Genomic DNA, 26,213 nt, shown 5'->3' on the forward strand with positions numbered 1-26,213 from the left:
GTCAGCCGATCACCACCCGGGGACGGCTGCGCACGGCATCCGAGATGCGCAGCAGAAGCGCGACGATGATCCAGTTCGCCACCAGCGAGGATCCACCGGCGGCCAGAAACGGCGTGGTGAGCCCGGTCAGCGGGATGATGCGGGTGACGCCGCCCACCATGATGAAGACCTGCAGCGCGATCGTGAACGACAGCCCGGTCGCGAGGAGCTTGCCGAAGTCGTCCTGGCCGGCGAGTCCGATGCGGATGCCCCGGCTGGTGAACACCATGTACAGGCACAGGATCGCGAAGACGCCGATGAGGCCGAGCTCCTCCCCCAGCGCGGGCAGGATGTAGTCGCTCTCGGAGACCGGCGTCAGGTACGGCCGGCCCTGCCCGAGCCCGGTGCCGAGGATGCCGCCCTGGGCCAGGCCGAAGATGCCCTGCACGAGCTGGTAGCTGCCGCCGTTCGCGTCGATGACCTCGGGGTTGAAGGCATCCAGCCAGTTCGTGAAGCGGCCGTTCACGTACGACAGCACCTGCGACGCGATGAAGGCGCCGACGGCGGCCAGCGTCACGCCGATGAGCACCCAGCTGGTCTTGCCGGTGGCGACGTAGAGCATCGCGACGAACATGCCGAAGATCAGCAGGCCGGTGCCGAGGTCGCGCTGCATGACGATGATCCCCAGCGAGATCAGCCAGATCACCAGCAGCGGGCCCAGCTCGCGAGCCCGCGGCCACGTCATTCCGAGGAACCGGGTGCCGACCGAGGTGAGGCTCTCGCGGGTGCGCACCAGATACCCGGCGAAGAAGATGCCGAGCGCGATCTTCGCCAGCTCGCCGGGCTGGAACGAGAAGAAGCCGAGCGAGACCCACACGTCGGCGTTCGCGTCTGTCCCGAGGCCCGGGATGATCGGCAGGATCAGCAGCCCGATGCCGACGAATCCGAAGATGTAGGTGTACCGGAACAGCACCCGGTAGTTGCGCAGCAGGATCACCACGACGACGGCGCAGAACAGCGCGATCCCCGCCCACGCCAGCTGTCGCGTCGAGAACGCCTCCCAGCCGTGGCGGTCGCGCGCGATGTCGATGCGGTAGATCATCGCGATCCCGAGGCCCGTCAGCAGCGTCGCGATGGGCACGACGAACGGATCGGCGTCGCGGGCGCGCAGACGCAGCACGATGTGCAGGGCGACCACGAGGGCGGTGAGCCCGCCGCAGTAGACCAGGAAGGTCCAGTCGATCGCGCCCATCGCGCCGAGCTGCACCAGGGCGACGGTCGAGGCGTTGATCACGAACGCGAACAGCAGCAGTGCCAGTTCGCGGTTGCGCTGGGTCTGCGGCACCCGGATGCGGCGCAGCGCCCGCACCACCGCGGTGTCGGTCGAGACCGCCTCGGTGGCCGTTCCCGTGGAGCCGCTCATCCGTTCAGCTCCGCGGTGTCGCTGATCGTCGCGACGATCTGACGGGCATTGGAGAGCGAGCCGGCCGAGATGGTCTGCTCGACGGTGGCCCGCGCGAACTCCGACAGGGAATCCAGCGGGATCTCGGTGTCTTCGTACGGGGTCGACAGCGAGATGGGCCCGATGCCCTGCTGCACCCCGCGGAAGATGACGACCGTGTCTTCGTCGGCTCCGACGTAGTACCTCGTCTGCGTCCACTGGTAGCCGACCCACAGCACGCCGATCAGGATGCCGAGCACGAGCACCGCGCCGGCGATCCAGCCGATCCGCCGCCGGCGGACGCGACGGCGATCCTCCTCGATGAGCTCCTCGAGGAACTCGGCGGCGGGTTCGAAGTGCGTCGGCTCGTTCGCGGCCTGGCGGTTCGGGTGCAGCCAGCTGGGGCGGCCCGCCCGGGCGGCGGGAACGCCCACGCCGACCGGGTTCGAGGCGGAGCCGACGACCGTGGGCGTCCCGGAGAAGAGCGGATGCTGTCCGCCGACGTCGACGATGACGATCGTGACGTTGTCGGGAGCGCCGCCGTCGAGCGCCTGCTTGAGCAGGATGTCGGCCGTGCGTCCGGGGGCGACGCCGAGCCCGAGGGCCTTGCCGGTGTGCGGGTCGTCGACGACGCCGGAGAGGCCGTCGGAGCACAGCAGCCAGCGGTCGCCCGGCTGCGTCGGCATGATGAACGTGTCGAGCTCGGGGTCGGGGTCCATGTCGCCGAGCACGCGCATGAGGACGGAGCGCCGCGGGTGGTACCGCGCCTCTTCGGGCGTGATGCGTCCGGAGTCCACGAGCCGCTGGACGAAGGTGTGGTCCGTCGTGATCTGGGTGAGCGCCCCGTCGCGGAAGAGGTAGATGCGCGAGTCGCCGATGTGGGCGATCACCGCGTAGTCGTCGACCATGATCAGCGCGCTGACGGTCGTGCCCATACCGGCGAGCTCCGGGCGGTCGTGGACCGTGTCGATCAGCTCGGTGGCGGCATCCCCGATCGCATCACGCAGCGCCTTCTCGGCGGCCCCCGTCGACTCGTACGGCTTGTCGAGGCGCTCCAGGCGCGCGATCACCATGCTCGAGGCGACGTCGCCGCCCGCGTGCCCGCCCATGCCGTCGGCCACGACGAACAGGTTCGAGCCGGCATAGCCGGAGTCCTGGTTGTTGGAGCGCACCTTGCCGGTGTGCGAGATGGCGACGCTCGAGCCCTGGAAGACCATAGGTGGTGGGTCCGCCCGCTACTTCCGCAGTTCGAACGTCGTCGCGCCGACGCGGATCGGGGCGCCGATCGTCACGGGTGCGGGGGCGCTCACGCGCGCGCCGTCGTGCCAGGTGCCGTTCGTCGAGTCGAGGTCCTGGATCATCCACTGGTCGCCCCACAGCACGAGGCGGGCGTGGTGGCTGGAGGTGTAGTCGTCGCGGATCACGAGCGCCGACTCGCTCGACCGGCCGATCGTGAGCGGCTCGCTGCCGAGCGGCAGCTCGATCCCGGCCTTCGGCCCGCTCGTGATGACGATGCGCGACACGGCGCCGGCGGTCGCCGGGCCGCCCTTCGGCGCGGGCGCCGACGCGACGGGAGCGGTGGCGGTGTTCGCGCGGGCGGGAGCCCCGGCCGCGACGGGTACGGCGGCCGCCTGCGCCTCGGGCATGCGCCGGACCTTCACGCCGAACAGATCCGCGCGGAGCGAGTACACGACGGCGAACACGAAGGCCCACAGCAGCACCAGGAACCCGATGCGCAGCAGGAGAAGCGTCAGTTCGCTCATGCCAGCGGTCCCCCGTCGCGGACGTCATAGGCGCGGGTGGCGTCGTCGGCCGACATCGTCGGCCTGGGGGGTGCGGCCTGCGCGATGACGTGGAAGACGATGTCGGTGCGGCCGATGGTGACGGTGGAGTCCGGCGGCAGCGGCGCCTCCGAGACCTTGCGTCCGTCGAGCAGGGTGCCGTTTGTGGACTGCAGGTCACGGACCATCGCGCGCTCGCCATCCCACAGGATCTCGACGTGCTTGCGGCTGGTGCCGGCGTCGGCGATCGTGATGTCGGCGTCGCTGCCGCGGCCGATCACGGTGCGGCCCTTGACGAGCGGATGCCGCTTCCCGGCGATGTCGACGACACCACGCCACGACACCTTGCCGCCCTGCGCCGTGGTCGACTCGACCCGCAGCGTGCCGGTGGCGATCTGGTCGTCGCGCGACAGCGAGATCGAGACGGGGCCCGCGAAGGAATAGCCCTGCGCCTTGGCGTGCTTGTGGACGAGGGTGTCGAGCTCGTGCACGAGGGCGTCGCCCATTCCCGACATCCGCTCGTCATCGGCGGTCGACAGGTGCACGGTGAAGGTGTTCGGCGCGAGGATCCGGTCGCGGCTGACCACCGCCGCCTTCTTGTCGAGCTCGCTGCGCAGGGCGGAGGCGATCTCGACGGGCTGGATGCCGCTGCGGAAGGTCTTGGCGAACGCGCTGTTCACTGCGCGCTCGAGACCTTTCTCGAAGCTGTCAAGTAGTCCCACGGGGCTCCTCGGACGGGGGTAGCCGGATTGGTACATGCTAGTTGCACACTCTGCGCCCAGCATGGACGCTCCACCGAGATTGCCAGGTTCGAGGCCCGTCTTCTCGCGTGATATCCTCGGGAAGTTGAGTTTCGCGGGATCTTCGGATGCCGCGACTCGCGCGAGTGGCGGAATAGGCAGACGCGCTGGCTTCAGGTGCCAGTGCCCGAAAGGGCGTGGGGGTTCAACTCCCCCCTCGCGCACAGAGCGCAGAAGAAGGGCCCCGGGATCCGGGGGCCCTTCTTCGTTTCCGCTAGATGCCGTCGAGCGCGGGCACGAGGGTGAAGATGATCTCCTCGACCTCGCGCCCGACACCGGGAGCGAAGTCGACGTTGCGCGACACCTCGGTGAAGCCGACGTGCGCGAGCACCGCTCTCGAGCCGGCGTTCGCCGTCGCGGCGCGTGCGAAGAGGGGGCGCACCGGCTCACGGGAGATGAGCTGGCGCAGCGCGGCCGTCGCCACTCCCCTGCCCCAGGCGTGCCGGGCGATCCAGAAGCTCACCTCGCGGTCTCCGTCGATGGTGAACGCGGCAATGGTCCCAGCGAACCCGCCGTTCTCGGTGACGACCTGATAGAGGACGTCGGGGTTGGCGCGCTGCCGGGCGACCCAGGCGTCGAAGGCGGCGCGGTCATCGGGGTCCTCGGCGGTGAAGGCCGCCTGCGCCACGGCCTCGGGGTCGCGCATCATCTCGAAGATCGCGTCGAGGTCGTCGTCGTCGAGATCGCGCAACTCGATGTGGTTCACCGTCCCACCGTACCGAGGCCCCGGTACCATGGGGATGCCGCGTTTCGGCGTGGCCTATCCGGGGGGATCCGTCGACACCCGGGCTTGGAGCACCGCTCGGCCCGGGTGTGCGATGGGCCGCGACGACACCGCGCGACGCGTGTGCAACATTTTCGTCACCTTCGGACAACCCCTGTTGCGCAGGATTCCTGCACCGTTATTTTGGTGGCAACTCGTGGCATGAGCGCGGGGCAACACGAAAGAACGGCAAGTAATGAGCACGCAGGGCACCGTCAAGTGGTTCAACTCGGAGAAGGGCTTCGGCTTCATCGCTCCCGATGAAGGCGGCGCAGACGTCTTCGCGCACTACACCGCCATTTCGGCGAGCGGCTACCGCTCCCTGGAAGAGAACCAGCGGGTCGAGTTCGAGATCGCCCAGGGCCCCAAGGGCCTGCAGGCAGAGGACATCCGCCCCATCTGACCCAGCAGTCGCGCCGCGGCATCCCTCGCTTGTGCAGGAAGGGTGTCGCGGCGCAGCGGTATCGCGGCGAGCCCGCGATGGGTCAGCCGCGGTCGCCCCGCACCAGGTCGAGCCCGGTGCCGGCGAACTGGCGCAGTGTGGCGTCCGGCAGGAACGCGCGCGTGAGGCCGGCGCCGATGCGTGCGAGGTCGCTCTCGTCGCGGTAGAGCAGGTACAGCGTCTCGTAACGCGGGTGGAACTTCTCCTTGAAGCGATGCAGGGACGAGAAGCCGTAGACCGGCTCGAGCATCGTGGCCAGCCGATCCGAGAGCACCGCGATAGCCCCGGCATCCGGCGGGTACTCGTGCGCCAGCGGCGCACCCGAGAGCGACATGATCTCGGCTCCCTCATCCGAGAACAGTCGCGCCGACGAACCGATGAGGTACTCCATGACCGGGCCGAAGCCGCCCTCGCGGCGGCGCATGAGGTCCAGCGTCCAGCCGCGGACCCGGTCGTCCCCGGCGTAGACCGGCAGCCACGACAGGAACCCGTCGACATCGCCCGCCGGCGAGATCGCCAGCGCGAGCCGGACCTCGGGATCCTCGGCCTGCTCGAGCGTTCCGAGCGTGAATCCCATCTCGGGCAGTCCCTTGTCGCCCACCCAGGACTCGGAGATCGCGCGGAGCTGCTGACGGATGCCCCACGGTTCGTCGCCGAGTCGCGTCATCCGGAACAGCATCTCCTCGCGGCCGGCGCGATTGAGCGAGGTGCGCACCGCGTTCCACCGCTTGCCGGTGAACTCCAGTCCCGGCAGGTCGACGATCGTGTCGTCCGCGACCACGAGACTCCGCCACCCCTCCGGCACCGCCCGACGAGTCTCCTCGGCGCAGCTGAAGAAGCACGGCACCAGCCCGGCGAGCTCAGCGGACCGGATGAACTCCCGGACGGACGCGTGACGGGATTCCGGCGGACCGATCGGGTCCGCCAGGGCAATGGCCGCCCCGGCGTGGCGCTGGAACGCCACGAACCCGGAGGACGTGCGGGCGTAGGCGTTGCCATCCCACGTCGTCATCCACGAGAGCGTGCCCCCGCCGCCTGAGCGCAGCGCGGCCTTGATGTCGTCGACGGCGGGCGCCGGCGGCTCGCCGAGCTGCGCGCGCCGACGGGCGCGGAAGGCGCCGCGCACCCATACGAGATAGACGAGGAGTAGCAGCCACATCGCGGACTGGGCCACGGCGACGTTCACATCGCCGATCGGCCCGTCGATCCGGTCGGAACCGAGAACGAGCGTGAGGATGCCGAGCAGCGTGCCGGTCACGACGTTGATCGCGCCGAGCACGATCGTCCAGATCCAGGCCCAGCGGCGGCCGCGACGCAGGCCCGTGGCGAGCAGTGCGATGACGACGACATCGAGGGCGACGTCGAGGATCGATCCGCCCGCTGCTGCGGTGTGACCGAAGGGACCGTCGGTCGCCACCAGCAGCGTCAGCAGCTCGACGGCCAGGATCACGAGGACGGCGACGAAGGCGATCAGCCGCTGCTCGCGCACGGTCGTGCGCTGGATGCGGAGCGAGCGGTCGACGACGAGGATGAGGAGGACGGCGAAGGCGTGCTCGAGGTCGGCGAGCGACCCCCAGAAGAACAGGGTCACGAACGAGAAGCCGAGGAGGACCAGCCAGCCGCGCACCCGCCACGGCGCCGGAAGCAGTCCGATCGCGGCCGCGATGCCGGCCATCGTGCCGCCCGAGGGCCCGACATCGAGCACCAGAGCCTCGGCCTGCGCCCACGGCCAGGGCAGCATCGCCGCGAGCCACAGGAAGAGCGCGCTGGCGAAGATCGCGAACAGCTGGCCGATGCCGAAGTAGCCCAGCGCCGCGAGGGAGCCCCGCCGGTACTCGAGGTACGCGAGGCCGGCGAAGGTGGGGAGCACGAAGAGGTAGACGAGGGGATGATCGACGAAGAACGTGCCCGTGATCGGCGTCCACCATCGCCCCTCGATGAGGGCGGGAAGCCCGTATGCGACGGAGTCGAAGAGGGGATTCGCGGCGAAAGGAGTCCACAGCCCGCCCCAGATGAGGCCGGTGAGGAGCAGCGCGGCGATCAGCGACAACGTCACCGGCATCCGCGAGAGCGCGGTCACGACAGCAGGGCGCGCGCGCTGCGGGGCGTCGGTCATGGCTTCACGATAGCGACGCGGTTCGTCAGCTCCGGGCGGCCCGGGCGTAGTCCGCGAGGGCCTTGGCGTCCTCGGCATCGCGCATCGCGCGTCGTGCCGCGTCGAGAGCGGCCACGGGATCCTGGGCCTGCCGTGCGCGGGCCAGTTCGTGCTGCGCCGAGATGAGCCGCGCGCGGGCATCGGCTCCGGCGTGGACGTGGGCGACGGATGCCTCGGCCCGCGCGATCGCGCCGCGGGCGGCGGCGAGCGTTCCGGGCAGCGCGGTGCGCGCGCCGCGGAGGCGCTGCTGCGCCGAGCGGGCATCGCCCACCGCGAGATCGAGCCGGAGGCGCAGGCGCGCGATGCGGTCGACCGACCGCGACGGCCGGCGCGCGGCATCCGCTTCGGTCTTCTGCAGCTCGGCCTCGATGGCCCGCAGCTCCCCGCCCAGCCGGTCGGCGTCGGCGGCATCGAGGTGCTCGCGCACGACCACGGCCTGCCGGAGGGCGCTGCGCACGGCGTCGAACTCGCCGGGCAGCGCCTGTGCCGCCTGCACGACGAGCCGGTGAGCCTCTTCGAGGATCCGCGCGTCGGCGGCGGCCTGACGCAGTGCCCGCTCGGCCGCGGCGACCTCGGCGAGCACGCTGCGCGTGGGATCCGCGGATGCGGCCGCTGCCTGGTCGAGCAGCCGGGCGGCGGTATCCGCCTCGCTCACCGCGGCGTGCGCAGCGGATGCGGCCGCGCGCCACTCGGACTCATCGAATCGCGCCGACAGCTCCGCCACCAGGGCAGCGGGGTCCCCCATGGTGCCGCGGAGCTCACCGAGACGAGCCTGAGCCGCGGCGATCTGATCGACCGCCGACACGTTGGCGGCCACCCAGGCAGCGTGCTGCGCCCGCGCGCCGGCGATGCTCCGGAGGGTGTCGGTCGCCCGCCGCTGGATGCGCGCGGACACGCGCCGCACCTCCATCGGCGGCGCCTGCGTCGTGGTGAGGCTGCGGTACTCGTCGAAGGACTGGTCGCGGACGTGCTGCGCGGTCAGTCTCGCGCGGCGGAGGGATGTCGGAGCACCGCCGCCGTAGAGCGCGCCCGACAGGCCGACCTCGAGATCGAGCTCTCCGACCGCGTCGTCCAGCTGCACCAGGGCGGCGCCGGCCTGGACCCGGAGCGTCTCCGCCGCCGCGCGTGCTCGCGGGGAACGGCGCGCCCGCCGGATCGCCCATGCCGTGATCGCGATGGCCAGCGCCGCGACGCCGAACACGACCAGCGCGGGCACCAGCCACGCGACGATCGTGCCGACGATCTCAGTCACCGTGCTCCTCGACCAGCAGCAGACGGCGCAGCTGGTCGACGTCGTCGACGACCGCCTGAGCCCCGTCCGCCTCGTGCGGCCAGCTGAAGCCCCAGCGCACGAAGATCACCGGGACGCCGTGCTCGGCGCCGCCCTCGACGTCGTGGTGGCGGTCGCCCACCAGGACCGGCCGGCTCGTGTCGACGCCGGCGACCTCCAGGCGCCGCAGCGACTCGGCGACGATGTCGGCCTTGGCGCTCAGCGTCTTCTCGTCCTGCGTCGCGCCGACGGTGGCGGTCAGCGACGACGAGAGGTCGAAGTGGTCCATCAGCGCGACGACCTGGATCTCGGGTTTCGAGCTGGCCGTCGCCTGCGGAATGCCCGCGGCCGCGACATCCCGAACCAGCTCACCGACCCCGTCGAAGAGCCTGGCGCCGGTCGTGTAGCCGTCCTTCTTGCCCAGCACGCGATAGAACGCGACCGCCTCGGAGGCCTCGGCCGGACTCATGCCGACGTTGACCTGGAACGACTCGAACATCGGCGGCCCGATCCAGTGGACCAGCTCGCCGCGGGTCGGCGGACGCTTGCCGAAGTGCTCGAGCGCGATCGTCAGGCGGCGGAGGATGCCGTCGGATGCATCCACGATGGTGCCGTCGACGTCCCAGAGCACACAGGTCCACGGCGATCGTCTCGGCATCCTGACAGCCTATTCGCGCGCCGAGTCGGCGGCGTGCGTCAGAAGAGACGCGGGGCGCCGGACTCGATGCCCTTCATGCCGTCGTAGTCCAGCGTCACGCAGCGGATCCCGCGGTCGGCGGCGAGCACCTTGGCCTGGGGCTTGATCTCCTGCGCGGCGAAGACTCCGGTCACCGGGGCGAGGTGCGGGTCGCGCCCGAGCAGCTCGAGGTAGCGCGTCAGCTGCTCGACACCGTCGATGTCGCCGCGGCGCTTGACCTCGACGGCGATCGTGCCGCCCGCCGGGTCGCGCAGCAGCAGGTCGACGGGTCCGATCGCGGTGGGGAACTCGCGGCGCACGAGCGTGAGGCCGTCACCGATGACGTCGACCTGTTCGGCGAGCAGGCGCTGCAGGTCGGCCTCGACGCCGTCCTTCTGCAGCCCGGGGTCGATGCCGAGCTCGTGGGATGTGTCGTGCAGCACCTCGTAGATGCGCACCAGCAGCGCGTCGCCGGTCTTCGCGTGCGTGACGCGCCAGTGCTCGAGCACGCCGGCCGAGGCGGACTCCTCATCGGGCACCTCGACGTCGAGCCGGCAGGGCGGGCTCATCCAGTTCAGCGGCTTGTAGGACCCGCCGTCGGAGTGCACGAGCAGACTGCCGTCGCCCTTGTGGACGAGCAGGCGGGTGGCCAGGGGGAGATGCGCGGTGAGCCGGCCGGTGTAATCGACGGAGCAGCGGGCGATGACAAGACGCACCCGATGAGCCTAAGCCCGGTGGCGTCGCTCAGCCGACGGTCAGTCCTGCGCGTGACCGGCGCCGACGGTGGAGCCGGCGATCGGCTTGGCGGCGCCGGAGGCGAGACCGGATGCCACGATCAGCGCCACGAGGATGTACAGCGTGTTCAGCAGGCCGATGCTCTCGCTGATGAGGCCGAGCAGCGGCGGGCCGCACAGGAAGGCGATGTAGCCGATGGTCGCGGCCGCGCTGACGCGCGCCGCCGCCTTGGCCGGGTCATCCGCCGCGGCCGACATGCCCAGCGGGAAGCCGAGCGAGACGCCGGCACCCCACAGGGCCGCGCCGACGAAGACGAGCGGGGTGTTCGGCGCGAGGATGAACAGCAGCAGCCCGAGAGCCGCGAGCATCGAGAGCACCCGCAGGGTGGCGACGCGCCCGAACCGGTCCACGAGGGGCCCGCCGAAGATGCGGACCACGGTCATGCTGACCGAGAACACGGCCAGTCCGAGCGCTCCGACGGCCGGTGTGGTGCCGTGACCTTCGACCATGCCGAGCGCGAGCCAGTCGTTGGCCCCGCCTTCGGCGAAGGCCATTCCGAGCATGATCACGCCGAGCGCGTACGTGCGGGGCTCGCGCCACGCCGACATCGACGTGTGCAGGCGCTCGCGCCAGTGCGGGCGGTCGGCTTCGGCATCCGCATCGCCCGTCAGCTCGCGCGCAGGCACGTTGGCGAAGGCGGCGAACGCGATGACGACGATGACGACGGCCATCACGGCGGTGTGCACCAGCACGCTCACGCCCCACGCGGCGGCGACGGCGCCGATGCCCGCGCCGATCACGGTGCCGAAGCTGAAGAAGGCGTGGAACAGCGGCAGGATCGTCTTGCCGGACTGCTTCTCGATCGCCGCACCCTCGACGTTCATCATGACGTCGACGGCACCGTTGCCCAGTCCGAACATCGCCAAACCGGCCACCACGACGACGAAGCTGCCGGCGAGATCGGTGCCCACGCCGATGAGCAGGACGCCGACCGCGAAGACGATCATCGCGCCGAGCATGCCCTTGCGGGCGCCGAAGCGGGCGATCACGGGCGTCGAGATCGAGAGTCCGATGATCGACGCGATGCCGGCACCGAGCAGCATGAGCCCGATCTGGATGTTGTCGATGTCGAGGGTCTCTTTGATGGCCGGAACTCGCGAGGCCCACGTCGCGATCGACAGGCCGCTGGCCAGGAAGATGGCGAACACCGCAGTGCGCCAACGCACGAGCTGCGAGCGGGTCAGAACGAGTTCCATGCCGCAAGGGTAACCAACGGATTCCCCACGTGTCGAATCGATTCGACGCCCGCCACGCCATGGCGTTACGATCAGAGGGACATGAGCACGCGACGAGCCACCATCTCCGACGTCGCCCGCGAGGCGGGCGTGTCGGCGTCGACGGCGTCGGTCGTCTTCAGCGGGAAGACCCCGGTCTCGGATGCCACCCGCCGCCGCGTGCTCGACGCCGCCTCGGCCCTCGGCTACACCGGACCCGACCCACGCGCCGCGTCGCTCCGTCGCGGTCGCTCGGGCATCGTCGGCGTCGTGTTCGAGGAGCACCTCGGCACGGCCTTCCTCGACCCCATCAAGACGCTCATGATGGACGGCCTCGCCGACGGCGTCGCGCCGCTCGGCGCGGGCCTGCTCCTGCTGCGCGATCAGGATCCGAGCGGGACCGGCGCATCGCTCATGACGGCGCCGCTCGACGCCGCTGTGCTCGTGGGCTGCAGCGGACACCTTCGCGAGTCGCTGGCCGCAGTCACGGCGCGCGGCATTCCGGTCGTCGTCATCGAGGGCGACGCCGGCGACGACATCCCGCGCATCGGCCTGGACAACCGCGAGGCGCAGCGGCAGGCCGCGAGCCACCTGCGCACGCTCGGGCACCGCAAGGTCGCCGTCGTCACGCTGCCGGCACGCGCCGGCTGGGAGGCGGGCTGGCTGCTCGACGGCACGCCCATCGTCATCGACGTCACGCGCGAGCGCCTCGCCGGTGCACTGGAGATCTTCCCGGATGCCCCGGCCTACGCCGCAGCGGGCAGCTTCATCGCCGAGGGGCTCGCCGCCGGTCGCGTGCTGTTCGCCGACCCGGCCGAGCGGCCGACCGCCGTGCTCGCGCAGAGCGACCTGCTCGCCGCCGGTGTCATCCGGGCCGCGGAGGAGGCCGGGCTCCGCGTGCCCGAGGACGTCAGCGTCACCGGATTCGACGGCATCGTCGTCGACGGCCTCGCGCCCTATGAGCTCACGACGCTGGTGCAGCCCGTCAACGAGAAGGGCCGCGCAGCCGGCATGGCGGTGGCGGCCATGCTCGACGGCGCCGAGGCGGCCTCGATCACCTTCACGTGCGACTTCCGCGAGGGCAACACGTCGGGGCCCGCGCCGCTCTGACCGCGCCGGCCTGACCGCGGCCGGCCAAGCGCCGAACCAGGGGTTCCGCGCCGAGACCGGTGACGTCGCCCTCGGGTTCGGCCCGAAGCCCTGAGTTCGGCGAGCAGTCCGCGAGCGGAGCGGGCGTCAGGAGCGCTGCGGACCGAGGGGCAGGGCGCGCTCCCCGAAATCGGCGATGGTGTACCGCCCGCACGGGACGAGCTCGGCATCGTCCATCGACGTGCCTGGCGGCAGCTCGAAGGCCGGCGACTGGGCGTCGAGCACCAGGAACGTCACCTCGCCCACCGCGAAGTCGTCGCGGTCGACGAGCCACGCGTACCCGCGCAGCTCGTGGTCGACCTGCACCAGCGACCGCGGATCGGCGACGTGCGCCTTCGGCAGGCGCACGGTCCAGAACTGGCCGGCGCCGGTGCGGCCCGAGGCATCCGTCCACGCCACGACGCAGTCCAGGTCGGCGTCGGGCGCGGTCGCGGACGCCGCGATCCGAGGGATGCCGATCGCTCCGGCGAGCACGAGGGCGACAGCAGCCGCGCCGGCCAGCACCGCTCCGAGCGTTCGCGGAAGCGCCACGCGTGGGGTGAGCCGAGGGAGCACCACGAGCCCGACGACCGGAGCGAAGGCGATCGGCTGCAGGTACCGCGCGGCGTGCGTGCCGAGGCCGATCGCCCCGACGACCACGAGCACCGGCGCGATCCAGCCGAACGCCGCGACGACGAAGGCACCGGTCTCGCGCCGGCGGGCGAGCACGACCGCAGCGACGCCGCACCAGAGCCACAGCGCGACGCCCGCGATGACGGCCACGGCGCCGCCGGGCGAGTTCCACCGTTCGGCGGCGAGCTGGGCGTAGTAGCCGAGGGACTCCAGGGCGCGCGACGGGTCGGCGTAGCCGGCGCCGGTGTTCGCGATGAGGCCGGCGAGCGGCATCCGCAGCACGAACCCGGCCGCGCAGCCCACCGCCACCGCCACGACGAGCCGGGGTGCTCCGGAGCCGCGTCCGCGCAGTGCGACGACCGCGAGCACGGCGATCAGCGGGATGCCCGCCCACGCCGCGAACAAGGGGTTCGTGAGGACGGATGCCGCGGCCACCGCCGCGATCGTCCACGGAGCCCACCCGCGGCGCGGCGCCTCGAGCCCGCGCCCCGCGATCCCGACGGCGAGGACCGCCGCGATCACGGTGGCGCTGTAGTAGGTGGTCGTGAGCAGAAGCGATGCCGGTTCGAGGGCGTCGCGGCTCACCGAGCCCTCGGTGACGGCGAACAGGCAGAAGGCGCCGAATCCCAGCAGTGCGCCGGCCACCGGTGCGGGGGAGCGGCCGCGGGCGCCGGCGGCGACGCGGAACGCGCCGTACAGCGCGATGAGGTTCAGGACGGCGGCGAGGGCCAGCGTCCCGGCGACGCCCAGTCCCACGGCGGTGAGCAGGGCCACTGTCGCGGTCTCCGGCAGGAAGAGCACGGATGACATCGCCCAGTCCTGCCGCTGGCCGACGGCGAGCGAGCGGACCACGAGCGTCGTGACGAGGGAGTCGGCGTCGCGGAAGAGCAGCTCGGCGCGCGGGCTCGCGGCGACCAGCGCGACCGTCGTGATCGCGAGGGCGGCAGCGGTCGCGGCGCCGGTCGCTTCGGGCACCCAGCGCCGGGCGCGCGGCTGCTCGGGGTCGGCGTTCACGCGTCCACTCTGGCATGTGGGGTCGGCCGCGGACCGGGAGGGGGCGGCTGCGGTCATCGGCCACGGCCGCCGTCCGCGGGAATCGTCCCGGTAGACTGGACCGGACACCCTGATCGCCCGAGCCGCGCGCGTGAGCCCCCGGCCGACGACCACGAGGAGGCCGCGTATGCTCCTCGTTCTCGGCGCGTTCGCGATCACCCCGATCCTGCTTCCCTGGCTGGTCGCACGCGTCGGAGCCCGGGCGTTCTACGTCGCCGCGCTGCTCCCGATCGCGGGCTTCGTCCAGGCGGTCCTCTTCACCCCGGCGGTCCTCGCGGGCGACTACCCGTTCGAGTCCTACGACTGGATCCCGCCGCTGGGCATCGAGCTGTCGATGCGCATGACGACGCTGTCCTGGCTGATGACGCTCATCGTCACGGGCGTCGGTGCGCTCGTGATGATCTACTGCCGCTGGTACTTCGGCGGCAAGAGCGAGAACCTCGGCCAGTTCTCCGCCGTGCTCCTCGCCTTCGCCGGCGCCATGTACGGGCTCGTGCTCACCGACGACCTCGTCGTGCTCGTGATGTTCTGGGAGATCACGAGCGTCCTGTCGTACCTGCTCATCGGCTACTACAACCGCCGCGCCGCCAGCCGCCGTGCGGCGCTGCAGGCGCTGCTGGTCACCACGCTCGGCGGCCTCGTGATGCTCATCGGCGTCGTGCTGATGGTGGTCGATGCCGGAACCTCGAGCATCTCGACGATCCTCGCTGACGCCCCGACCGGGCCGGCGATCGACGCCGCCCTCGTGCTGCTGCTCGTGGGCGCCCTCAGCAAGTCCGCGATCTTCCCCTTCCACTTCTGGCTGCCCGGCGCCATGGCCGCACCGACGCCGGTGAGCGCGTACCTGCACGCCGCCGCGATGGTGAAGGCGGGCATCTACCTGATCGCGCTCCTGGCCCCGGTGTTCGCCGGCGCGGCAACCTGGCGGCCGATCGTGATCTCGCTCGGCGTCTTCACGATGCTGCTCGGCGGGTTCCAGGCGCTGCGCGAGACCGACCTCAAGCGCATCCTCGCCTTCGGGACGGTGAGCCAGCTCGGCCTCCTCGCCGTCGTGCTGGGTTACGGCACGCGCGACGCGGCACTCGCCGGGCTCGCCCTGCTGCTCAGCCACGCGCTGTTCAAGTCGGCCCTGTTCCTCGTGGTCGGCGTGATCGACCGCCAGCTCTCGACGCGCGACATCGCCGAGCTCAGCGGCGTCGGCCGCCAGGCGCCCGTCATGGCGACGTTCTCGATCATCGCCGTCGCCTCGATGGTCGGCGTGATCCCCACCGTGGGCTTCGTGGCCAAGGAGGGCGCCCTCACCGCGCTGCTTCACGAGGCGGTCGCCGGGGCGCCGTGGGGGATCGTGGCTTTCGCCGGGGTCGTCGCCGGTTCCGTGCTGACGGCGGCCTACGGCATCCGCTTCCTCTGGGGCGCGTTCTGGACGAAGCGGGATGCCTCGCGCCAGGCCGTGCCCGCGACGGAGTGGCCCGACCCGCCCATCGGCTTCCTCGGGGCGCCCGTCGTGCTGTCGGGTCTCACGCTGGTCGCCGGATTCGCGGCGCCGCTGCTCGACATCGCGTTCACCGGCTACGCCGATCAGGCCCCGGCCGGAGTCGGTGCCGGCGAGCACCCCGCGCACCTCGCGCTCTGGCACGGCCTCGAGCCGGCGCTGTGGATCTCGCTCACCACGATCGCGGTCGGCGCCTTCTGCTTCTGGATCACCGCCCGTGCCGGCTGGTCGCGGCGCGTGCTGCCGTTCACGGCATCCGACGCGTACAACGCCGTCCTCCGCGGCATCGCCCGGCTGTCGGTCCTCACCACGAGCTTCACCCAGCGCGGCTCGCTGCCGGTCTACGTCGGCACCATCTTCGTCGTCTTCGTCGCCGCCGAGGGCACCGCACTGCTCGCCGCCCCGAACTGGCAGGCGCAGCTCGACGCCTTCCACACTCCCGTGCAGCTCGTCGTCGCGCCGGTCATGATCATCGCGGGGGTCGTCGCAGTGCGGGCGCAGAAGCGCTACACCGGCGTCGTCCTCGTCTCGGCGACGGGCCTCGGCATGGTGGTCCTCTTCGCCACGAGCGGCGCGCCCGACCTCGCGCTCACGCAGATCCTCGTCGAGACCGTGACGCTCGTGGCCTTCGCCCTCGTGCTGCGTCGCATCCCCTCCCGCATGGGCGAGCACAACGCCTCGGTCTGGCCCGTGGCCCGCGCCGTGCTCGCCGCGGCCGTCGGCGCGACCATGGCGGCCGTGGCGCTCGTCGCGACCGCCGCCCGGACCGAGACGCCGATCTCCGAGCGGTTCCCCGAGCTCGCGTACGAGGTGGGGCACGGCAAGAACGTCGTCAACGTGGCGCTGGTGGACCTGCGCGGGTGGGACACGATGGGCGAGCTGTCGGTGCTCATCCTCGCCGCGACCGGCGTGGCCTCCCTCGTCTTCGTGACGCACCGCGCCGACACCCTCTCGCGTTTCATCGCGCCGCTGCCCGCGGCGGCCGCGCGCACGCGCCGGCCGCTGGTCGAGACGGCTGACGGCGTCAAGCCGGGCGGCGAAGGCCGCGGCCGCATGGCGTGGCTCGTCGGCGGCCAGCGGGTCCGGCCCGAGAACCGCTCGATCATGCTCGAGGTCATCGTGCGGATCCTCTTCCACACGATCATCATCGTGTCGCTGTACCTGCTGTTCGCGGGCCACAACCTGCCCGGTGGCGGTTTCGCCGGGGGGCTGGTCGCGGGTATGGCGCTCGTCATGCGGTACGTCGCGGGAGGCCGGTACGAACTCGGCGCCGCGGCCCCGACCGACGCTGGACGACTGCTCGGCGTCGGCATGACGATCGCCGTCGCGTGCGCGATCGTGCCCCTGCTGTTCGGAGCCGCACCGCTCACCAGCACCTACTTCGAGGCGGACCTGCCGGTGCTCGGCGAGGTGGAGTTCGTCACGTCGACGCTCTTCGACGTCGGCGTCTACCTCGTCGTCATCGGGCTGGTCCTGGACGTGCTGCGCAGCCTCGGGGCCGAGGTCGACCGCCAGGCGCAGGAGACCCGCGACGGCGCGCGCACCGAGGCGGGTCTCTCGTGAACGTCTCGGGCGTCCTGATCGTCGTGATGGCCGTGCTCTTCGCGTGCGGCGTGTACGCGATGCTCGAGCGCAGCCTCACCCGCGTGCTCATCGGCTTCCTGCTGCTCGGCAACGCCGCCAACCTGCTGCTGCTCATCGTGATGGGCGAGCCCGGGGTCGCGCCGTTCTTCGGGTCAGCGGCATCCTCAGACGAGATGTCCGATCCGCTGCCGCAGGCGCTGACGCTCACGGCCATCGTGATCACGTTCGCCGTCTCCGCCTTCCTGCTCGCCCTGATCTACCGGTCGTGGCAGCTGGGCCAGGCCGACACCGTCGAGGACGACGAGGCCGACCGCGCCGTGCGCGAGGGCACAGCCGACGTCGACGAGACCATGGACGTGGAGTACGAGATCGAAGACGAGGACGACGACGCGACCACCGACTTCGTCGGTCTCGACACCTCACCGATCACGGTGCTGGGGAGCCGCGACTTCGCCGGGCTGCGCGACGATGCCCCGGTCGACAGCCCCTCCGATCGCGCCGCCGGGCGCCGCGACGGCGGTGAGGACGAATGACCAACCTCGCCCCCGCCCTCGTGCCGCTGCTGGTCACCCTGCCCCTGCTCGGTGCCGCGATCGCGCTGATCGCCGGCCGGCACCGCCGGACTCAGGTCGTCGTCTCGGTCATCACGCTCACCATCGTCTGCGTCATCGCGGCGATCCTGCTCTACGTCGTCGACGCCGGCGATCAGGCCATCGCGGTGTCTGTCGGCGGCTGGGAGATCCCGTTCGGCATCGTGCTCTACGTCGACCGGCTCTCGGCGCTGCTGGTCGTCGTCTCGAGCATCGTGCTCCTCGCGGTGCTGCTGTTCTCGGTCGGACAGGGCGCCGCGGACGGCGACGACGAGACTCCCGTCTCGATCTTCCACCCGTCGTACCTGATCCTCGCGGCCGGCATCTTCAACGCCTTCATCGCCGGCGACCTGTTCAACCTCTACGTCGGCTTCGAGATCCTGCTCGTCGCGTCGTACGTGCTGATCACCCTCGGCTCGACGGAGTCGCGCATCCGCACCGGTGTCGTCTACATCGTCGTCTCGCTGGTGTCGTCGATCCTCTTCCTCGCGGCGATCGCGATGATCTACGGCGCCCTCGGCACGGTCAACATGGTGCAGATCTCGGAGCGTATGGGCGAGCTCCCGCAGGAGACGCAGCTGGTCCTGCACCTCATGCTGCTGCTGGCCTTCAGCATCAAGGCCGCCGTCTTCCCGCTGTCGTTCTGGCTTCCCGACTCGTACCCGACCGCGCCGGCGCCGGTGACCGCCGTCTTCGCGGGCCTGCTGACGAAGGTCGGCGTCTACGCGATCATCCGCACCGAGACCGAGCTCTTCCTCGACAACGACGTCAACTTCCTGCTCATGGTCGTGGCGCTCGCGACGATGATCGTCGGCGTGCTCGGCGCCGTCGCGCAGGCGGAGCTCAAGCGCATCCTGTCGTTCACGCTCGTCAGTCACATCGGCTACATGATCTTCGGGCTGGCCATAGCCACGCCCGCGGCCATCGGCGCGACGATCTACTACATGGTCCACCACATCGTGGTGCAGACGACGCTGTTCCTGGCCGTCGGCCTGGTCGAGCGCCGGGCCGGCAGCACATCGATCCTGCGGGTCAAGGGCCTCATGAAGGCCGCACCGGTGATCGCGGTGCTGTACTTCATACCGGCCGTGAACCTCGGCGGGCTCCCGCCGTTCTCCGGGTTCATCGGCAAGTTCGCGCTGTTCGACGCCGCGGCCGAGGTCGGTACCCCGATCATGATGGTGCTCATCGTGGGCGGCATCCTGACCAGCCTGCTCACCCTCTACGCGCTGATGCGCGCCTGGAACCTCGCGTTCTGGCGCGAGGAGGACGACTCGGCCGAGACCGAAGCCCGCATCTCGTACCTCGGCGCCTCACCGAGCGGCGTCGAGACCGAGCGCCGCGCCATCCCGAAGATCATGACGGCGTCCACGACCGGCATGGTCGCGATCACCGTCGCGCTCACGATCTTCGCCGGGCCGCTCTACGACGTGTGCACGCGCATCGGCGCGGCCCTCCTCGAGCCCGTCACCCTCGTGCAGCTCCAGGAGCAGCACGAGGTGAGCACCGGCGACACCGGAGAGGAGGGGCAGCCATGACCGAGGCGCATCCCGACCGGGGCGACAAGAAGCTGCTGCTGACCCAGCTGTGGAAGCAGCTGCCGTTCTTCGTGTGGCTCATCGCCCTCTGGATGATGCTGTGGGGCCAGTTCACGTGGGTCGCGTTCCTCACCGGCCTGGTCGCCGCGCTCATCGTGACGCGCGTGTTCCGGCTGCCGCCGGTGGAGCTGTCGGGCCGCGTGAACCTCTGGTACGGCGCGATCTTCGTGCTCGAGTTCCTCGCCGCCGTGGTGTGGGGCTCGCTCACCGTCGCCGCCCAGGTGCTGAACTTCTCCCGGCAGCCGGGGACCGCCATCATCGCGGTGCAGCTCGTGACCGACGACGACCTGATCATGACGCACACGGCGGTCACGGCATCCCTCATCCCCGGCTCGCTCATCGTCGAGACCGATCGCGACCGCCGCATCCTCTACCTGCACGTGATCGGGGTGCGCTCGTCCCGCGACGTCGAGCGGCAGCGCGCGACCGTGCGGCGCTGGGAACGGCAGATCGTGATGGCGGTGGGCTCACGCGCGCAGCTGGCGCTGGTCCGAGCGGATGCCGCGACCGCCGCCCAGGGAGGTGCCCGGTGAACCTGATGCTCGTGGTCATCGCCGTCGTGTTCGGCGTCGCCGCGCTGCTCACGCTGTGGCGCATCATCATCGGGCCGTCGATCCTCGACCGGGCCGTGGCGTCCGATGTCCTGCTCACCGAGGTGATGTGCATGCTCGGCGCGGAGATGGCCATCAACGGCCACACCCGCTCGCTGCCGGTGCTGCTGATCATCGCCGCGGTCGGCGTCTTCGGATCGATCTCCATCGCCCGGTTCGTCGCGCGAAGGGACAATACGCAGTCATGACCGCCGACAACTGGCTCGACCTCATCGCGCTGATCCTCATCCTGATCGGCGCCGTGCTCTGCCTGATCGCCGCGATCGGGCTGCTGCGGTTCCGCGACGTGCCGACGCGTCTGCACGCGGCGACCAAGCCGCAGGTGCTCGGCCTCATCCTCATCTGCATCGCCGTCGCGCTTTCGCTGCGGTCGTGGCCGGTCGTCGCGTTCCTCGTGCCGATCGTGCTCATCCAGCTGGCGACCGCACCGCTGTCGGCGCACATGGTCGGACGCCAGGCCTACCGCAACGGCACGATCGAGGAGACCGGCCTGTTCGTCGACGAGCTCGCCGACTCCCGCCGCACCCCGCCCGCCGCCGGCGGCTGAGAGCTCGCCCTCCGGCGCCGAGCGCTCGCCGGGGAACAGATTTCGCCGAGGGTGCGCAAATGACCGCTGGTGGTCGGGTCGCACGGTGATTCGTGCACTTTCGGCATAGTTCCGAGCGATGCGCGGCACCGGGGGCGGGCGACGCACCCGACGAGGCTGCGACTGGAACCGATCCTGCCCTCGATGACTCAAACCACGCCGAGAGCGCGCAGATGACAGCTGGTGGTCGGGTCGCACGGTGATTCGTGCACCTTCGGCGGTTCCTCCCATGCGGTGGGCGGGGAGTCCCCGTCCACCGGAACCGCTCGTCGATGAGATCCGATCAGAGGCCCGCGACACACTCCGACGATGGAGAGCGTGCCGTACTGGATGGAGGGCGTCCCGTTCACGCTGCCGGAGGGTCGAGACGCTGGTCTGTCAGACGCAGTCATGCGTCGCCGTCAGTTCGAGCGTCCGTTCCACGGAGTGCGAGTGACGGCGGGAAGTGGACGGCACAGCGATGAGCTTGCCGACCGGTGCGCGGCATTGCGTGTCGCGCTTTCACGGGATGCCGTCTTCAGCCATGCCACGGCGGCACGGCTGTACGGGATGCCGCTACCGCCGTGGATCGACGAGAGGCTGCATGTTCTCGTGCCGGGCGGCGGCGCGGTCCGTCGCCCAGGGGTCATCGGCTGGAAGCGAGCGGCCGATCTATCCTTCGCGGCCAGCCTGCACAGCCTCCCGGTAACGTCGCCCGCCGACACCTGGGTCACGCTCGCGGCAATGACGGGCGGGCGCGGCGGAAAGCTCTCGCGGGAATGGCTCGTCGCGATCGCAGACTTCATCGTCTCCGGTCACCGAACCCGCTATGGCAGAGAGCCGGCGCTCGCCACGCTTGACGACCTGACTGCTGCGCTGGGACGTCACGGCTCCGGCAGAGGAGCGACGGGCCTCGCCTGGGCGCTCGAGCGCGTGCGCGCGCCCGTCGACTCGCCGCCCGAGACGTTTCTCCGGCTCGGGCTCGTGCGGGCACGGCTGCCTGAGCCGAAGGTGCAGCCGACCATCGTCACGAGCGCCGGGCCACGGCATCCGGATCTCGCCTATCTCGAGGAGCGCGTGGTCATGGAGTATCTGGGCGACGTCCACCGGACCGACCGTGCGACATGGCTGAAGGATCTGCAGCGCGTGCAACTGTTCGAGGATGCCGCCTACCGCGTGATCCTCGTTGGTGGGGACGACCTCAGCCCGACAGGGATGCCTGCGCTCTGCGCGCGGGTTCGGCGAGCCCTTCGTCGGCCCTGACTGCGTCGAGAGGTCATGAATGACGCTCGCCCGCGCGGACGCTCGTCATTCGTGCACTCTCGACCCCATCGCGCGCCCCGAGCCGGAGTCAGCCGGCGGGGACGAGCGTCAGCGTGTTCGTCGTGGTGGCGTCGACAGCGTCGCGCGAGAAGGCCCACGGCGTCATGCGGGCTTCCTGCCAGGCCTCGGTCTGGTCGGTGTAGTTGGCGTGGAAGGCGTGGCCGCTCGTGCCGGTGAGGTGGTTCCACCGCGAGTCGTCGAAGTCGGCGAGGTCGACGACCATGCGCATCGACGGGACCGTGACGGTGGCGAACCCCTCGTCCATGGTCCAGCCCGTCGCGTTGACGACCGACGAGCCGCCGCCGACCGGGTACGGGCCGCGATTGAAGAGCCACTCGATCGGGGCGATGCCAGAGGATCCGAAGGTGTCGCTGCGCAGCGTGAGCGCGTGCAGGTCGCCCCAGTTCCACCTCGCCATGTTCTCGCCCTGCAGCTCGCCCAGGCGCTCGGCCGCATCGATCGCGGTGAGGGCGAGTAGCTCTTCTTGGCTCGACACGTCGAGCTCGTCGTTCGTCCACCAGTCCGACTGCGGGTCACGCAGCAGCCCATCGACGACCAGGAAGAGGCGCGCCTGATCCGACACCGGCGCAGGCTCGTCGCGGCCCTCGACGAAGAGGTTGTCGACGAGCTCGCTCCACAGCACGTTGGCGTAGGCGGCGGCGGCGGAGTCGGGGTCGTTCTGGGCGTCCCACGATCGCAGCAGGTCGAGCGCGGCATCCGCGGACTCGTCGCCGGTCTCGATCTCGGCGTACACGCCGGACAGCCGCATGCCGAGGAAGAACCCGTTGTCGGCCTGGATGTCGCGCATGTCGTCGGCCGTCAGCGGACCCTCGGCGGCCTTGCGCTGGATGAGGTCGACGATGCGCGCGGCGCGCCAGCCGTGATCCCAGTCGCGCGTGAGGAAGTGCGGGTACTCGTCGCCCACGATGGCGTTGTTCGCCGTGACGATGTAGCCCTCGTCGGGGTTGTAGAGCACCGGCAGCTCCTCGAACGGGATGAAGCCCTGCCAGTCGTAGGCCGAGTCCCACCCGGGCTGCGGCATCGAGCCGTCGCCGGCCCCGCGGATCGGCAGCGACCCGGGCGTCTGGTAGCCGATGTTGCCGTCGACGTCCGCGTAGACGAGGTTCTGGGCCGGCACCGCGAACAGCTGTGCAGCCGCGCGGAACTCCGCGAAGTCCTGCGCGCGGTTCATGGCGAAGATCGCGCCGGGCGTGGTGCCGGGCTCGAGCGCGGTCCACTTCAGGCTCACCGCGTAGTCGCCCTCGGGGGCGTCGACGGGCTCGTCGATGTCGTCCGTGTCGCCCGTATAGGGGTCCGCGGCGATCGCGGTGAAGTCCTCCGTCAGCCCGGACACGATGGGGCCGTGGGCCGTCGAGCGGATGACGAGCTCGACGTCTTCGCCCCCGGCGACCTTCAGCGTCTCGGTGCGCTCCTCGAGCGGCTCGAGGACGCCGTCGCGCCAGTAGCCGTCGTCCTCGATCTTCTCCAGGTACAGGTCGGTGACGTCGGTGGTGAGGTTGGTGAACCCCCACGCGATGCGGTCGTTGTGCCCGATGATCACGCCGGGAACCCCGGCGAACCCGAAGCCGGCGACGTCGTAGGCGCAGGCATCCGTGACGATGCGGCACTTGAGGCCGACCTGGTGCCAGACGCTCGGCAGGCTGGCGCCGAGGTGCGGGTCGTTGGCCAGCAGGGGCATCCCCGACTCGGTCAGGTGTCCCGAGACGACCCACGAGTTCGAGCCGATGCCCTCGCCGGCGCCGCCGACGAGCTCGCCGACGGCCTCGATGACCCCGTCCACCTCGGACCACTCGATGGCGGCGGTGGCGGCATCCGCTGCGATGTCCTCGGTCGTCGCGGCGACGGCCTCCGGGGCGGTCGAGATCGACGGCACGATCACCGGGTTCCGCTCGAACGGGTACCCGGGGTACAGCTGCGCCATCTCCTCGGCGGGCAGATCGGCGGCCACGACGGCGCGCTCGGTTTCCTCCTCGATGTTCGAGCGGAGGTCCCAGGCCATGGCCTTGAGCCAGGCGACGGAGTCGGCCGGGGTCCAGGGCTCGATCTCGTAGTCCGCGTTCTGCAGGCCGAGCACGGCGTACTCCAGCGAGACGTCGGCGCCGTCGTGATCGGCGAGGTAGGCGTTCACGCCGTCGGCGTACGACTCGTAGTGCGCGCGGGTGGTCTCGTCGAGTGCCTCGACCTCTTCTTCCGCGATCGCGCGCCAGCCGAGCGTGCGCAGGAACTTGTCGGTCTCGAGCTGCGATTCGCCGAACAGCTCCGACAGGCGCCCGCCCGTCACGTGGCGGCGGAAGTCCATCTCCCAGAACCGGTCCTGCGCGTGCACGTACCCCTGCGCATAGAAGAGGTCCTCGGCGGTCGTGGCGGTGATGGTGGGGATGCCGAGCGCATCGCGCTGGACGGTGACCTCGTCGCCCAGCCCGGCGACGGCGACCTCACCCGAGACCTGGGGGAACGAGCGCTGCACCGTGTACGCGAGGAATCCCGTCGTGACGAGGGCGAGCACCACGACGCCGGCGACGACCGAGAACAGTGTGATCCCCGCGATGCGTCCGCGCGAGCGGCGGCGCGGTGGGGCGTCCTCGGTCTCGGTGAGGACGGGTTCGGTGCTGGGCTTCGACATTGAAGGACTCTCGGGTCGGCGAGGGCGGCACGCGGTGTCAACCACCGTGAGCTTCGGTGCCGCGCTTTCGGGTCGCACGCACCGTCAGGCATCGTAACCCGCCCGAAGGCGGGAAGGATGCAGGCGGATGGATCTCGACCGTGGCGCGCTCGCCGGCGAAAGGGTCCTCAGTCGGAGCCGAAGTCGAACGCGGCGCCCTCGGACGCCTCGTCGACGGCATCCGCCAGCTCTTCGCGCGCGGCGTCGAACGCCTCGGCGTGGCCGGTGATCTCGTCGGCCTCGCCGGCGGTGACCCGGCCGACGAGCTCGCCCGCGGCACCCCCGATGATGCCCTGCGCGGCGTAGAGCTCGAGGCGCGCACGCGAGTCGGCGATGTCGAGATTGCGCATCGTCAGCTGGCCGATGCGATCGGTCGGGCCGAACGCCGCGTCGCCGACGCGCTCCATCGACAGCTTCTCGGGTCCGTACGACATGTGCGGCGCCGTCGTGTCGAGGATCGTGTAGTCCTCGCCTCGGCGCAGGCGCAGCGTCACCGAACCGGTGATCGTCGAACCGACCCACTTCTGGATGGATTCGCGCAGCATGAGCGACTGCGGCTCGAGCCACCGTCCCTCGTACATCAGGCGGCCGAGGCGGCGGCCCTGCTCGTGGTACGTCGCGAGAGTGTCCTCGTTCAGGATGCTGTTGACCAGGCGCTCGTACGCGGTGAAGAGCAGCGCCATGCCCGGCGCCTCGTAGATGCCGCGCGACTTCGCCTCGATGATGCGGTTCTCGATCTGGTCGCTCATGCCCAGTCCGTGGCGGCCGCCGATGCGATTGGCCTCGAAGACCAGCGCCACCGGGTCGGCGTACTCGACGCCGTTCAGCGCGACCGGCCGGCCGGCGTCGAAGGTGATCGTGACGTCCTCGGCCTCGATGGCGACCTCGGGGTCCCAGAAGCGCACGCCCATGATGGGCTCGACGGTCTCGAGCGAGACGTCGAGGTGCTCGAGGGTCTTTGCCTCGTGCGTCGCGCCCCAGATGTTGGCGTCGGTCGAGTAGGCCTTCTCCGCCGAGTCGCGGTACGGGAAGCCGTGCTCGACGAGCCACTCGCTCATCTCCTTGCGGCCGCCGAGCTCGGTGACGAAGTCGGCGTCGAGCCAGGGCTTGTAGATGCGCAGCGCGGGGTTCGCGAGCAGGCCGTAGCGGTAGAACCGCTCGATGTCGTTGCCCTTGTAGGTGGAGCCGTCGCCCCAGATGTCGACGCCGTCCTCTTTCATGGCGCGCACGAGCAGCGTGCCGGTGACGGCGCGGCCGAGCGGCGTGGTGTTGAAGTAGGTGCGGCCGCCCGAGCGGATGTGGAAGGCGCCGCAGGCGAGTGCGCCGAAGCCCTCTTCGACCAGAGCGGGCTTGCAGTCGACGATCCGGGCGATCTCGGCGCCGTACTGGAGCGCGCGCTCGGGGATGGCGTCGATGTCGTCCTCGTCGGGCTGGCCGAGGTCGCCGGTGTACGTGCAGGGCACGGCGCCCTTGTCGCGCATCCATGCGACGGCGACCGAGGTGTCAAGGCCTCCGGAGAAGGCGATGCCGACGCGTTCGCCGACGGGCAGGGACTGAAGGACCTTCGACATAGTTCGCCAGTCTACCGGCGGGCATTCTCTCACCTCTCCGGTGTGACGGCGGTGGAATGGCGCACC

Annotated in this window: 22 protein-coding genes and 1 tRNA gene; 10 read left to right on the forward strand and 13 right to left on the reverse strand. The window is 70.7% G+C overall.

Features of this window, described 5'->3' with window-relative positions; genetic code table 11:
- Position 1: 1 nt before the first annotated feature.
- Genes ASD56_RS04845 through ASD56_RS04860 form a run of 4 tightly spaced genes read right to left on the reverse strand, consistent with a single transcriptional unit; the run spans position 2 to position 3,923 of the window.
- Positions 2–1,402 (reverse strand): FtsW/RodA/SpoVE family cell cycle protein, encoded by a 1,401-nt coding sequence (locus ASD56_RS04845; protein ID WP_055961867.1) that lies wholly within the window; start codon positions 1,400–1,402, stop codon positions 2–4.
- The gene (locus ASD56_RS04850; RefSeq protein WP_055961870.1) at positions 1,399–2,637 is read right to left on the reverse strand and encodes a PP2C family protein-serine/threonine phosphatase; all 1,239 of its coding nucleotides are present in this window, start codon (positions 2,635–2,637) and stop codon (positions 1,399–1,401) included. The genes ASD56_RS04845 and ASD56_RS04850 overlap by 4 nt, the downstream gene beginning before the upstream one ends.
- Before the next feature lie 18 nt (positions 2,638–2,655).
- Positions 2,656–3,183 carry an FHA domain-containing protein FhaB/FipA gene (locus tag ASD56_RS04855; RefSeq protein WP_055961872.1) on the reverse strand — a complete coding sequence of 176 codons (528 nt, stop codon included), beginning with the start codon at positions 3,181–3,183 and terminating at the stop codon, positions 2,656–2,658.
- Positions 3,180–3,923, reverse strand: a complete 744-nt coding sequence (locus ASD56_RS04860; RefSeq protein ID WP_055961875.1) for an FhaA domain-containing protein — start codon at positions 3,921–3,923, stop codon at positions 3,180–3,182. Before ASD56_RS04860 ends, ASD56_RS04855 begins: the two co-directional genes overlap by 4 nt.
- 158 nt (positions 3,924–4,081) lie before the next feature.
- Here ASD56_RS04860 and ASD56_RS04865 point away from each other — a divergent pair.
- Positions 4,082–4,165, forward strand: a tRNA-Leu gene (locus ASD56_RS04865).
- A 50-nt stretch (positions 4,166–4,215) separates the two neighbouring features.
- Here the strand turns inward: ASD56_RS04865 and ASD56_RS04870 are convergent.
- Entirely contained in the window at positions 4,216–4,707 is a 492-nt protein-coding gene (locus tag ASD56_RS04870) for a GNAT family N-acetyltransferase (protein ID WP_082541251.1), read from the reverse strand.
- A gap of 253 nt (positions 4,708–4,960) precedes the next feature.
- Here ASD56_RS04870 and ASD56_RS04875 point away from each other — a divergent pair, with 253 nt between their 5' ends.
- Positions 4,961–5,167, forward strand: coding sequence for a cold-shock protein (locus ASD56_RS04875; RefSeq protein ID WP_055961882.1), 207 nt, complete (start codon positions 4,961–4,963; stop codon positions 5,165–5,167).
- Positions 5,168–5,249: 82 nt separating this feature from the next.
- On the opposite strand, the gene ASD56_RS04880 is transcribed toward ASD56_RS04875, so the two are convergent.
- From ASD56_RS04880 to ASD56_RS04900, 5 genes are read right to left on the reverse strand one after another with little or no spacing between them, the layout of a single operon-like run.
- Positions 5,250–7,322 (reverse strand): bifunctional lysylphosphatidylglycerol flippase/synthetase MprF, encoded by a 2,073-nt coding sequence (locus tag ASD56_RS04880; RefSeq protein ID WP_055961885.1) that lies wholly within the window; start codon positions 7,320–7,322, stop codon positions 5,250–5,252.
- A 25-nt stretch (positions 7,323–7,347) separates the two neighbouring features.
- A complete protein-coding gene (locus ASD56_RS04885) occupies positions 7,348–8,613 on the reverse strand; it encodes a hypothetical protein (protein ID WP_055961888.1) in 1,266 nt (421 codons plus the stop codon).
- Positions 8,606–9,289 carry an HAD hydrolase-like protein gene (locus ASD56_RS04890; RefSeq protein ID WP_055961891.1) on the reverse strand — a complete coding sequence of 228 codons (684 nt, stop codon included), beginning with the start codon at positions 9,287–9,289 and terminating at the stop codon, positions 8,606–8,608. The genes ASD56_RS04885 and ASD56_RS04890 overlap by 8 nt, the downstream gene beginning before the upstream one ends.
- A 38-nt stretch (positions 9,290–9,327) precedes the next feature.
- Complete coding sequence (nucS, locus tag ASD56_RS04895; protein ID WP_055961893.1) at positions 9,328–10,023, reverse strand: endonuclease NucS; 696 nt, start codon at positions 10,021–10,023, stop codon at positions 9,328–9,330.
- A 39-nt stretch (positions 10,024–10,062) separates the two neighbouring features.
- Positions 10,063–11,298 (reverse strand): MFS transporter, encoded by a 1,236-nt coding sequence (locus ASD56_RS04900; protein ID WP_055961896.1) that lies wholly within the window; start codon positions 11,296–11,298, stop codon positions 10,063–10,065.
- Between the two features lie 81 nt (positions 11,299–11,379).
- Here ASD56_RS04900 and ASD56_RS04905 point away from each other — a divergent pair, with 81 nt between their 5' ends.
- Positions 11,380–12,426 (forward strand): LacI family DNA-binding transcriptional regulator, encoded by a 1,047-nt coding sequence (locus tag ASD56_RS04905; protein WP_055961899.1) that lies wholly within the window; start codon positions 11,380–11,382, stop codon positions 12,424–12,426.
- 126 nt (positions 12,427–12,552) lie between these two features.
- Here ASD56_RS04905 and ASD56_RS04910 read toward each other — a convergent pair whose 3' ends face one another.
- Positions 12,553–14,091 (reverse strand): hypothetical protein, encoded by a 1,539-nt coding sequence (locus ASD56_RS04910; protein ID WP_235565525.1) that lies wholly within the window; start codon positions 14,089–14,091, stop codon positions 12,553–12,555.
- A gap of 166 nt (positions 14,092–14,257) precedes the next feature.
- Between ASD56_RS04910 and ASD56_RS04915 the strand changes: the two genes are divergently transcribed.
- The 7 genes from ASD56_RS04915 to ASD56_RS04945 all read left to right on the forward strand — a co-directional run bounded on the left by ASD56_RS04915 (position 14,258) and on the right by ASD56_RS04945 (position 21,833).
- Positions 14,258–17,185: a Na+/H+ antiporter subunit A gene (locus tag ASD56_RS04915; RefSeq protein WP_055961901.1), complete on the forward strand. Its 2,928-nt coding sequence runs from the start codon at positions 14,258–14,260 to the stop codon at positions 17,183–17,185.
- On the forward strand, positions 17,182–17,739 hold the full coding sequence (locus tag ASD56_RS04920; protein WP_055961903.1) for a Na(+)/H(+) antiporter subunit C: 558 nt from the start codon (positions 17,182–17,184) through the stop codon (positions 17,737–17,739). Before ASD56_RS04915 ends, ASD56_RS04920 begins: the two co-directional genes overlap by 4 nt.
- Positions 17,736–19,334, forward strand: a complete 1,599-nt coding sequence (locus ASD56_RS04925; RefSeq protein WP_055961906.1) for a Na+/H+ antiporter subunit D — start codon at positions 17,736–17,738, stop codon at positions 19,332–19,334. Before ASD56_RS04920 ends, ASD56_RS04925 begins: the two co-directional genes overlap by 4 nt.
- Positions 19,331–19,927, forward strand: coding sequence for a Na+/H+ antiporter subunit E (locus tag ASD56_RS04930; protein ID WP_055961909.1), 597 nt, complete (start codon positions 19,331–19,333; stop codon positions 19,925–19,927). Before ASD56_RS04925 ends, ASD56_RS04930 begins: the two co-directional genes overlap by 4 nt.
- Positions 19,928–19,932: 5 nt before the next feature.
- On the forward strand, positions 19,933–20,193 hold the full coding sequence (locus ASD56_RS04935; RefSeq protein WP_442922394.1) for a monovalent cation/H+ antiporter complex subunit F: 261 nt from the start codon (positions 19,933–19,935) through the stop codon (positions 20,191–20,193).
- Entirely contained in the window at positions 20,190–20,552 is a 363-nt protein-coding gene (mnhG, locus tag ASD56_RS04940; protein ID WP_055961915.1) for a monovalent cation/H(+) antiporter subunit G, read from the forward strand. The genes ASD56_RS04935 and mnhG overlap by 4 nt, the downstream gene beginning before the upstream one ends.
- Positions 20,553–20,900: 348 nt before the next feature.
- Complete coding sequence (locus ASD56_RS04945; protein WP_157535765.1) at positions 20,901–21,833, forward strand: hypothetical protein; 933 nt, start codon at positions 20,901–20,903, stop codon at positions 21,831–21,833.
- Positions 21,834–21,921: 88 nt separating this feature from the next.
- Here ASD56_RS04945 and ASD56_RS04950 read toward each other — a convergent pair whose 3' ends face one another.
- Complete coding sequence (locus ASD56_RS04950) at positions 21,922–24,537, reverse strand: penicillin acylase family protein (RefSeq protein WP_082541252.1); 2,616 nt, start codon at positions 24,535–24,537, stop codon at positions 21,922–21,924.
- A gap of 167 nt (positions 24,538–24,704) precedes the next feature.
- Positions 24,705–26,147 carry an argininosuccinate synthase gene (gene argG / locus ASD56_RS04955; protein ID WP_055961921.1) on the reverse strand — a complete coding sequence of 481 codons (1,443 nt, stop codon included), beginning with the start codon at positions 26,145–26,147 and terminating at the stop codon, positions 24,705–24,707.
- Between the last annotated feature and the right edge of the window lie 66 nt (positions 26,148–26,213).

It is taken from the genome of Microbacterium sp. Root166 (assembly GCF_001427145.1).
GTDB lineage: Bacteria > Actinomycetota > Actinomycetes > Actinomycetales > Microbacteriaceae > Microbacterium.

Bases quoted from the DNA above. Each gene is read 5' to 3' on its own strand.
- ASD56_RS04845 (WP_055961867.1), bottom strand. From the start codon at position 1,402: ATGAGCGGCTCCACGGGAACGGCCACCGAGGCGGTCTCGACCGACACC.
- ASD56_RS04850 (WP_055961870.1), bottom strand. From the start codon at position 2,637: ATGGTCTTCCAGGGCTCGAGCGTCGCCATCTCGCACACCGGCAAGGTG.
- ASD56_RS04855 (WP_055961872.1), bottom strand. From the start codon at position 3,183: ATGAGCGAACTGACGCTTCTCCTGCTGCGCATCGGGTTCCTGGTGCTG.
- ASD56_RS04875 (WP_055961882.1), top strand. From the start codon at position 4,961: ATGAGCACGCAGGGCACCGTCAAGTGGTTCAACTCGGAGAAGGGCTTC.
- ASD56_RS04880 (WP_055961885.1), bottom strand. From the start codon at position 7,322: ATGACCGACGCCCCGCAGCGCGCGCGCCCTGCTGTCGTGACCGCGCTC.
- ASD56_RS04890 (WP_055961891.1), bottom strand. From the start codon at position 9,289: ATGCCGAGACGATCGCCGTGGACCTGTGTGCTCTGGGACGTCGACGGC.
- ASD56_RS04900 (WP_055961896.1), bottom strand. From the start codon at position 11,298: ATGGAACTCGTTCTGACCCGCTCGCAGCTCGTGCGTTGGCGCACTGCG.
- ASD56_RS04905 (WP_055961899.1), top strand. From the start codon at position 11,380: ATGAGCACGCGACGAGCCACCATCTCCGACGTCGCCCGCGAGGCGGGC.
- ASD56_RS04915 (WP_055961901.1), top strand. From the start codon at position 14,258: ATGCTCCTCGTTCTCGGCGCGTTCGCGATCACCCCGATCCTGCTTCCC.
- ASD56_RS04925 (WP_055961906.1), top strand. From the start codon at position 17,736: ATGACCAACCTCGCCCCCGCCCTCGTGCCGCTGCTGGTCACCCTGCCC.
- ASD56_RS04930 (WP_055961909.1), top strand. From the start codon at position 19,331: ATGACCGAGGCGCATCCCGACCGGGGCGACAAGAAGCTGCTGCTGACC.
- ASD56_RS04935 (WP_442922394.1), top strand. From the start codon at position 19,933: ATGCTCGTGGTCATCGCCGTCGTGTTCGGCGTCGCCGCGCTGCTCACG.
- mnhG (WP_055961915.1), top strand. From the start codon at position 20,190: ATGACCGCCGACAACTGGCTCGACCTCATCGCGCTGATCCTCATCCTG.
- ASD56_RS04945 (WP_157535765.1), top strand. From the start codon at position 20,901: ATGGAGAGCGTGCCGTACTGGATGGAGGGCGTCCCGTTCACGCTGCCG.
- ASD56_RS04950 (WP_082541252.1), bottom strand. From the start codon at position 24,537: ATGTCGAAGCCCAGCACCGAACCCGTCCTCACCGAGACCGAGGACGCC.
- argG (WP_055961921.1), bottom strand. From the start codon at position 26,147: ATGTCGAAGGTCCTTCAGTCCCTGCCCGTCGGCGAACGCGTCGGCATC.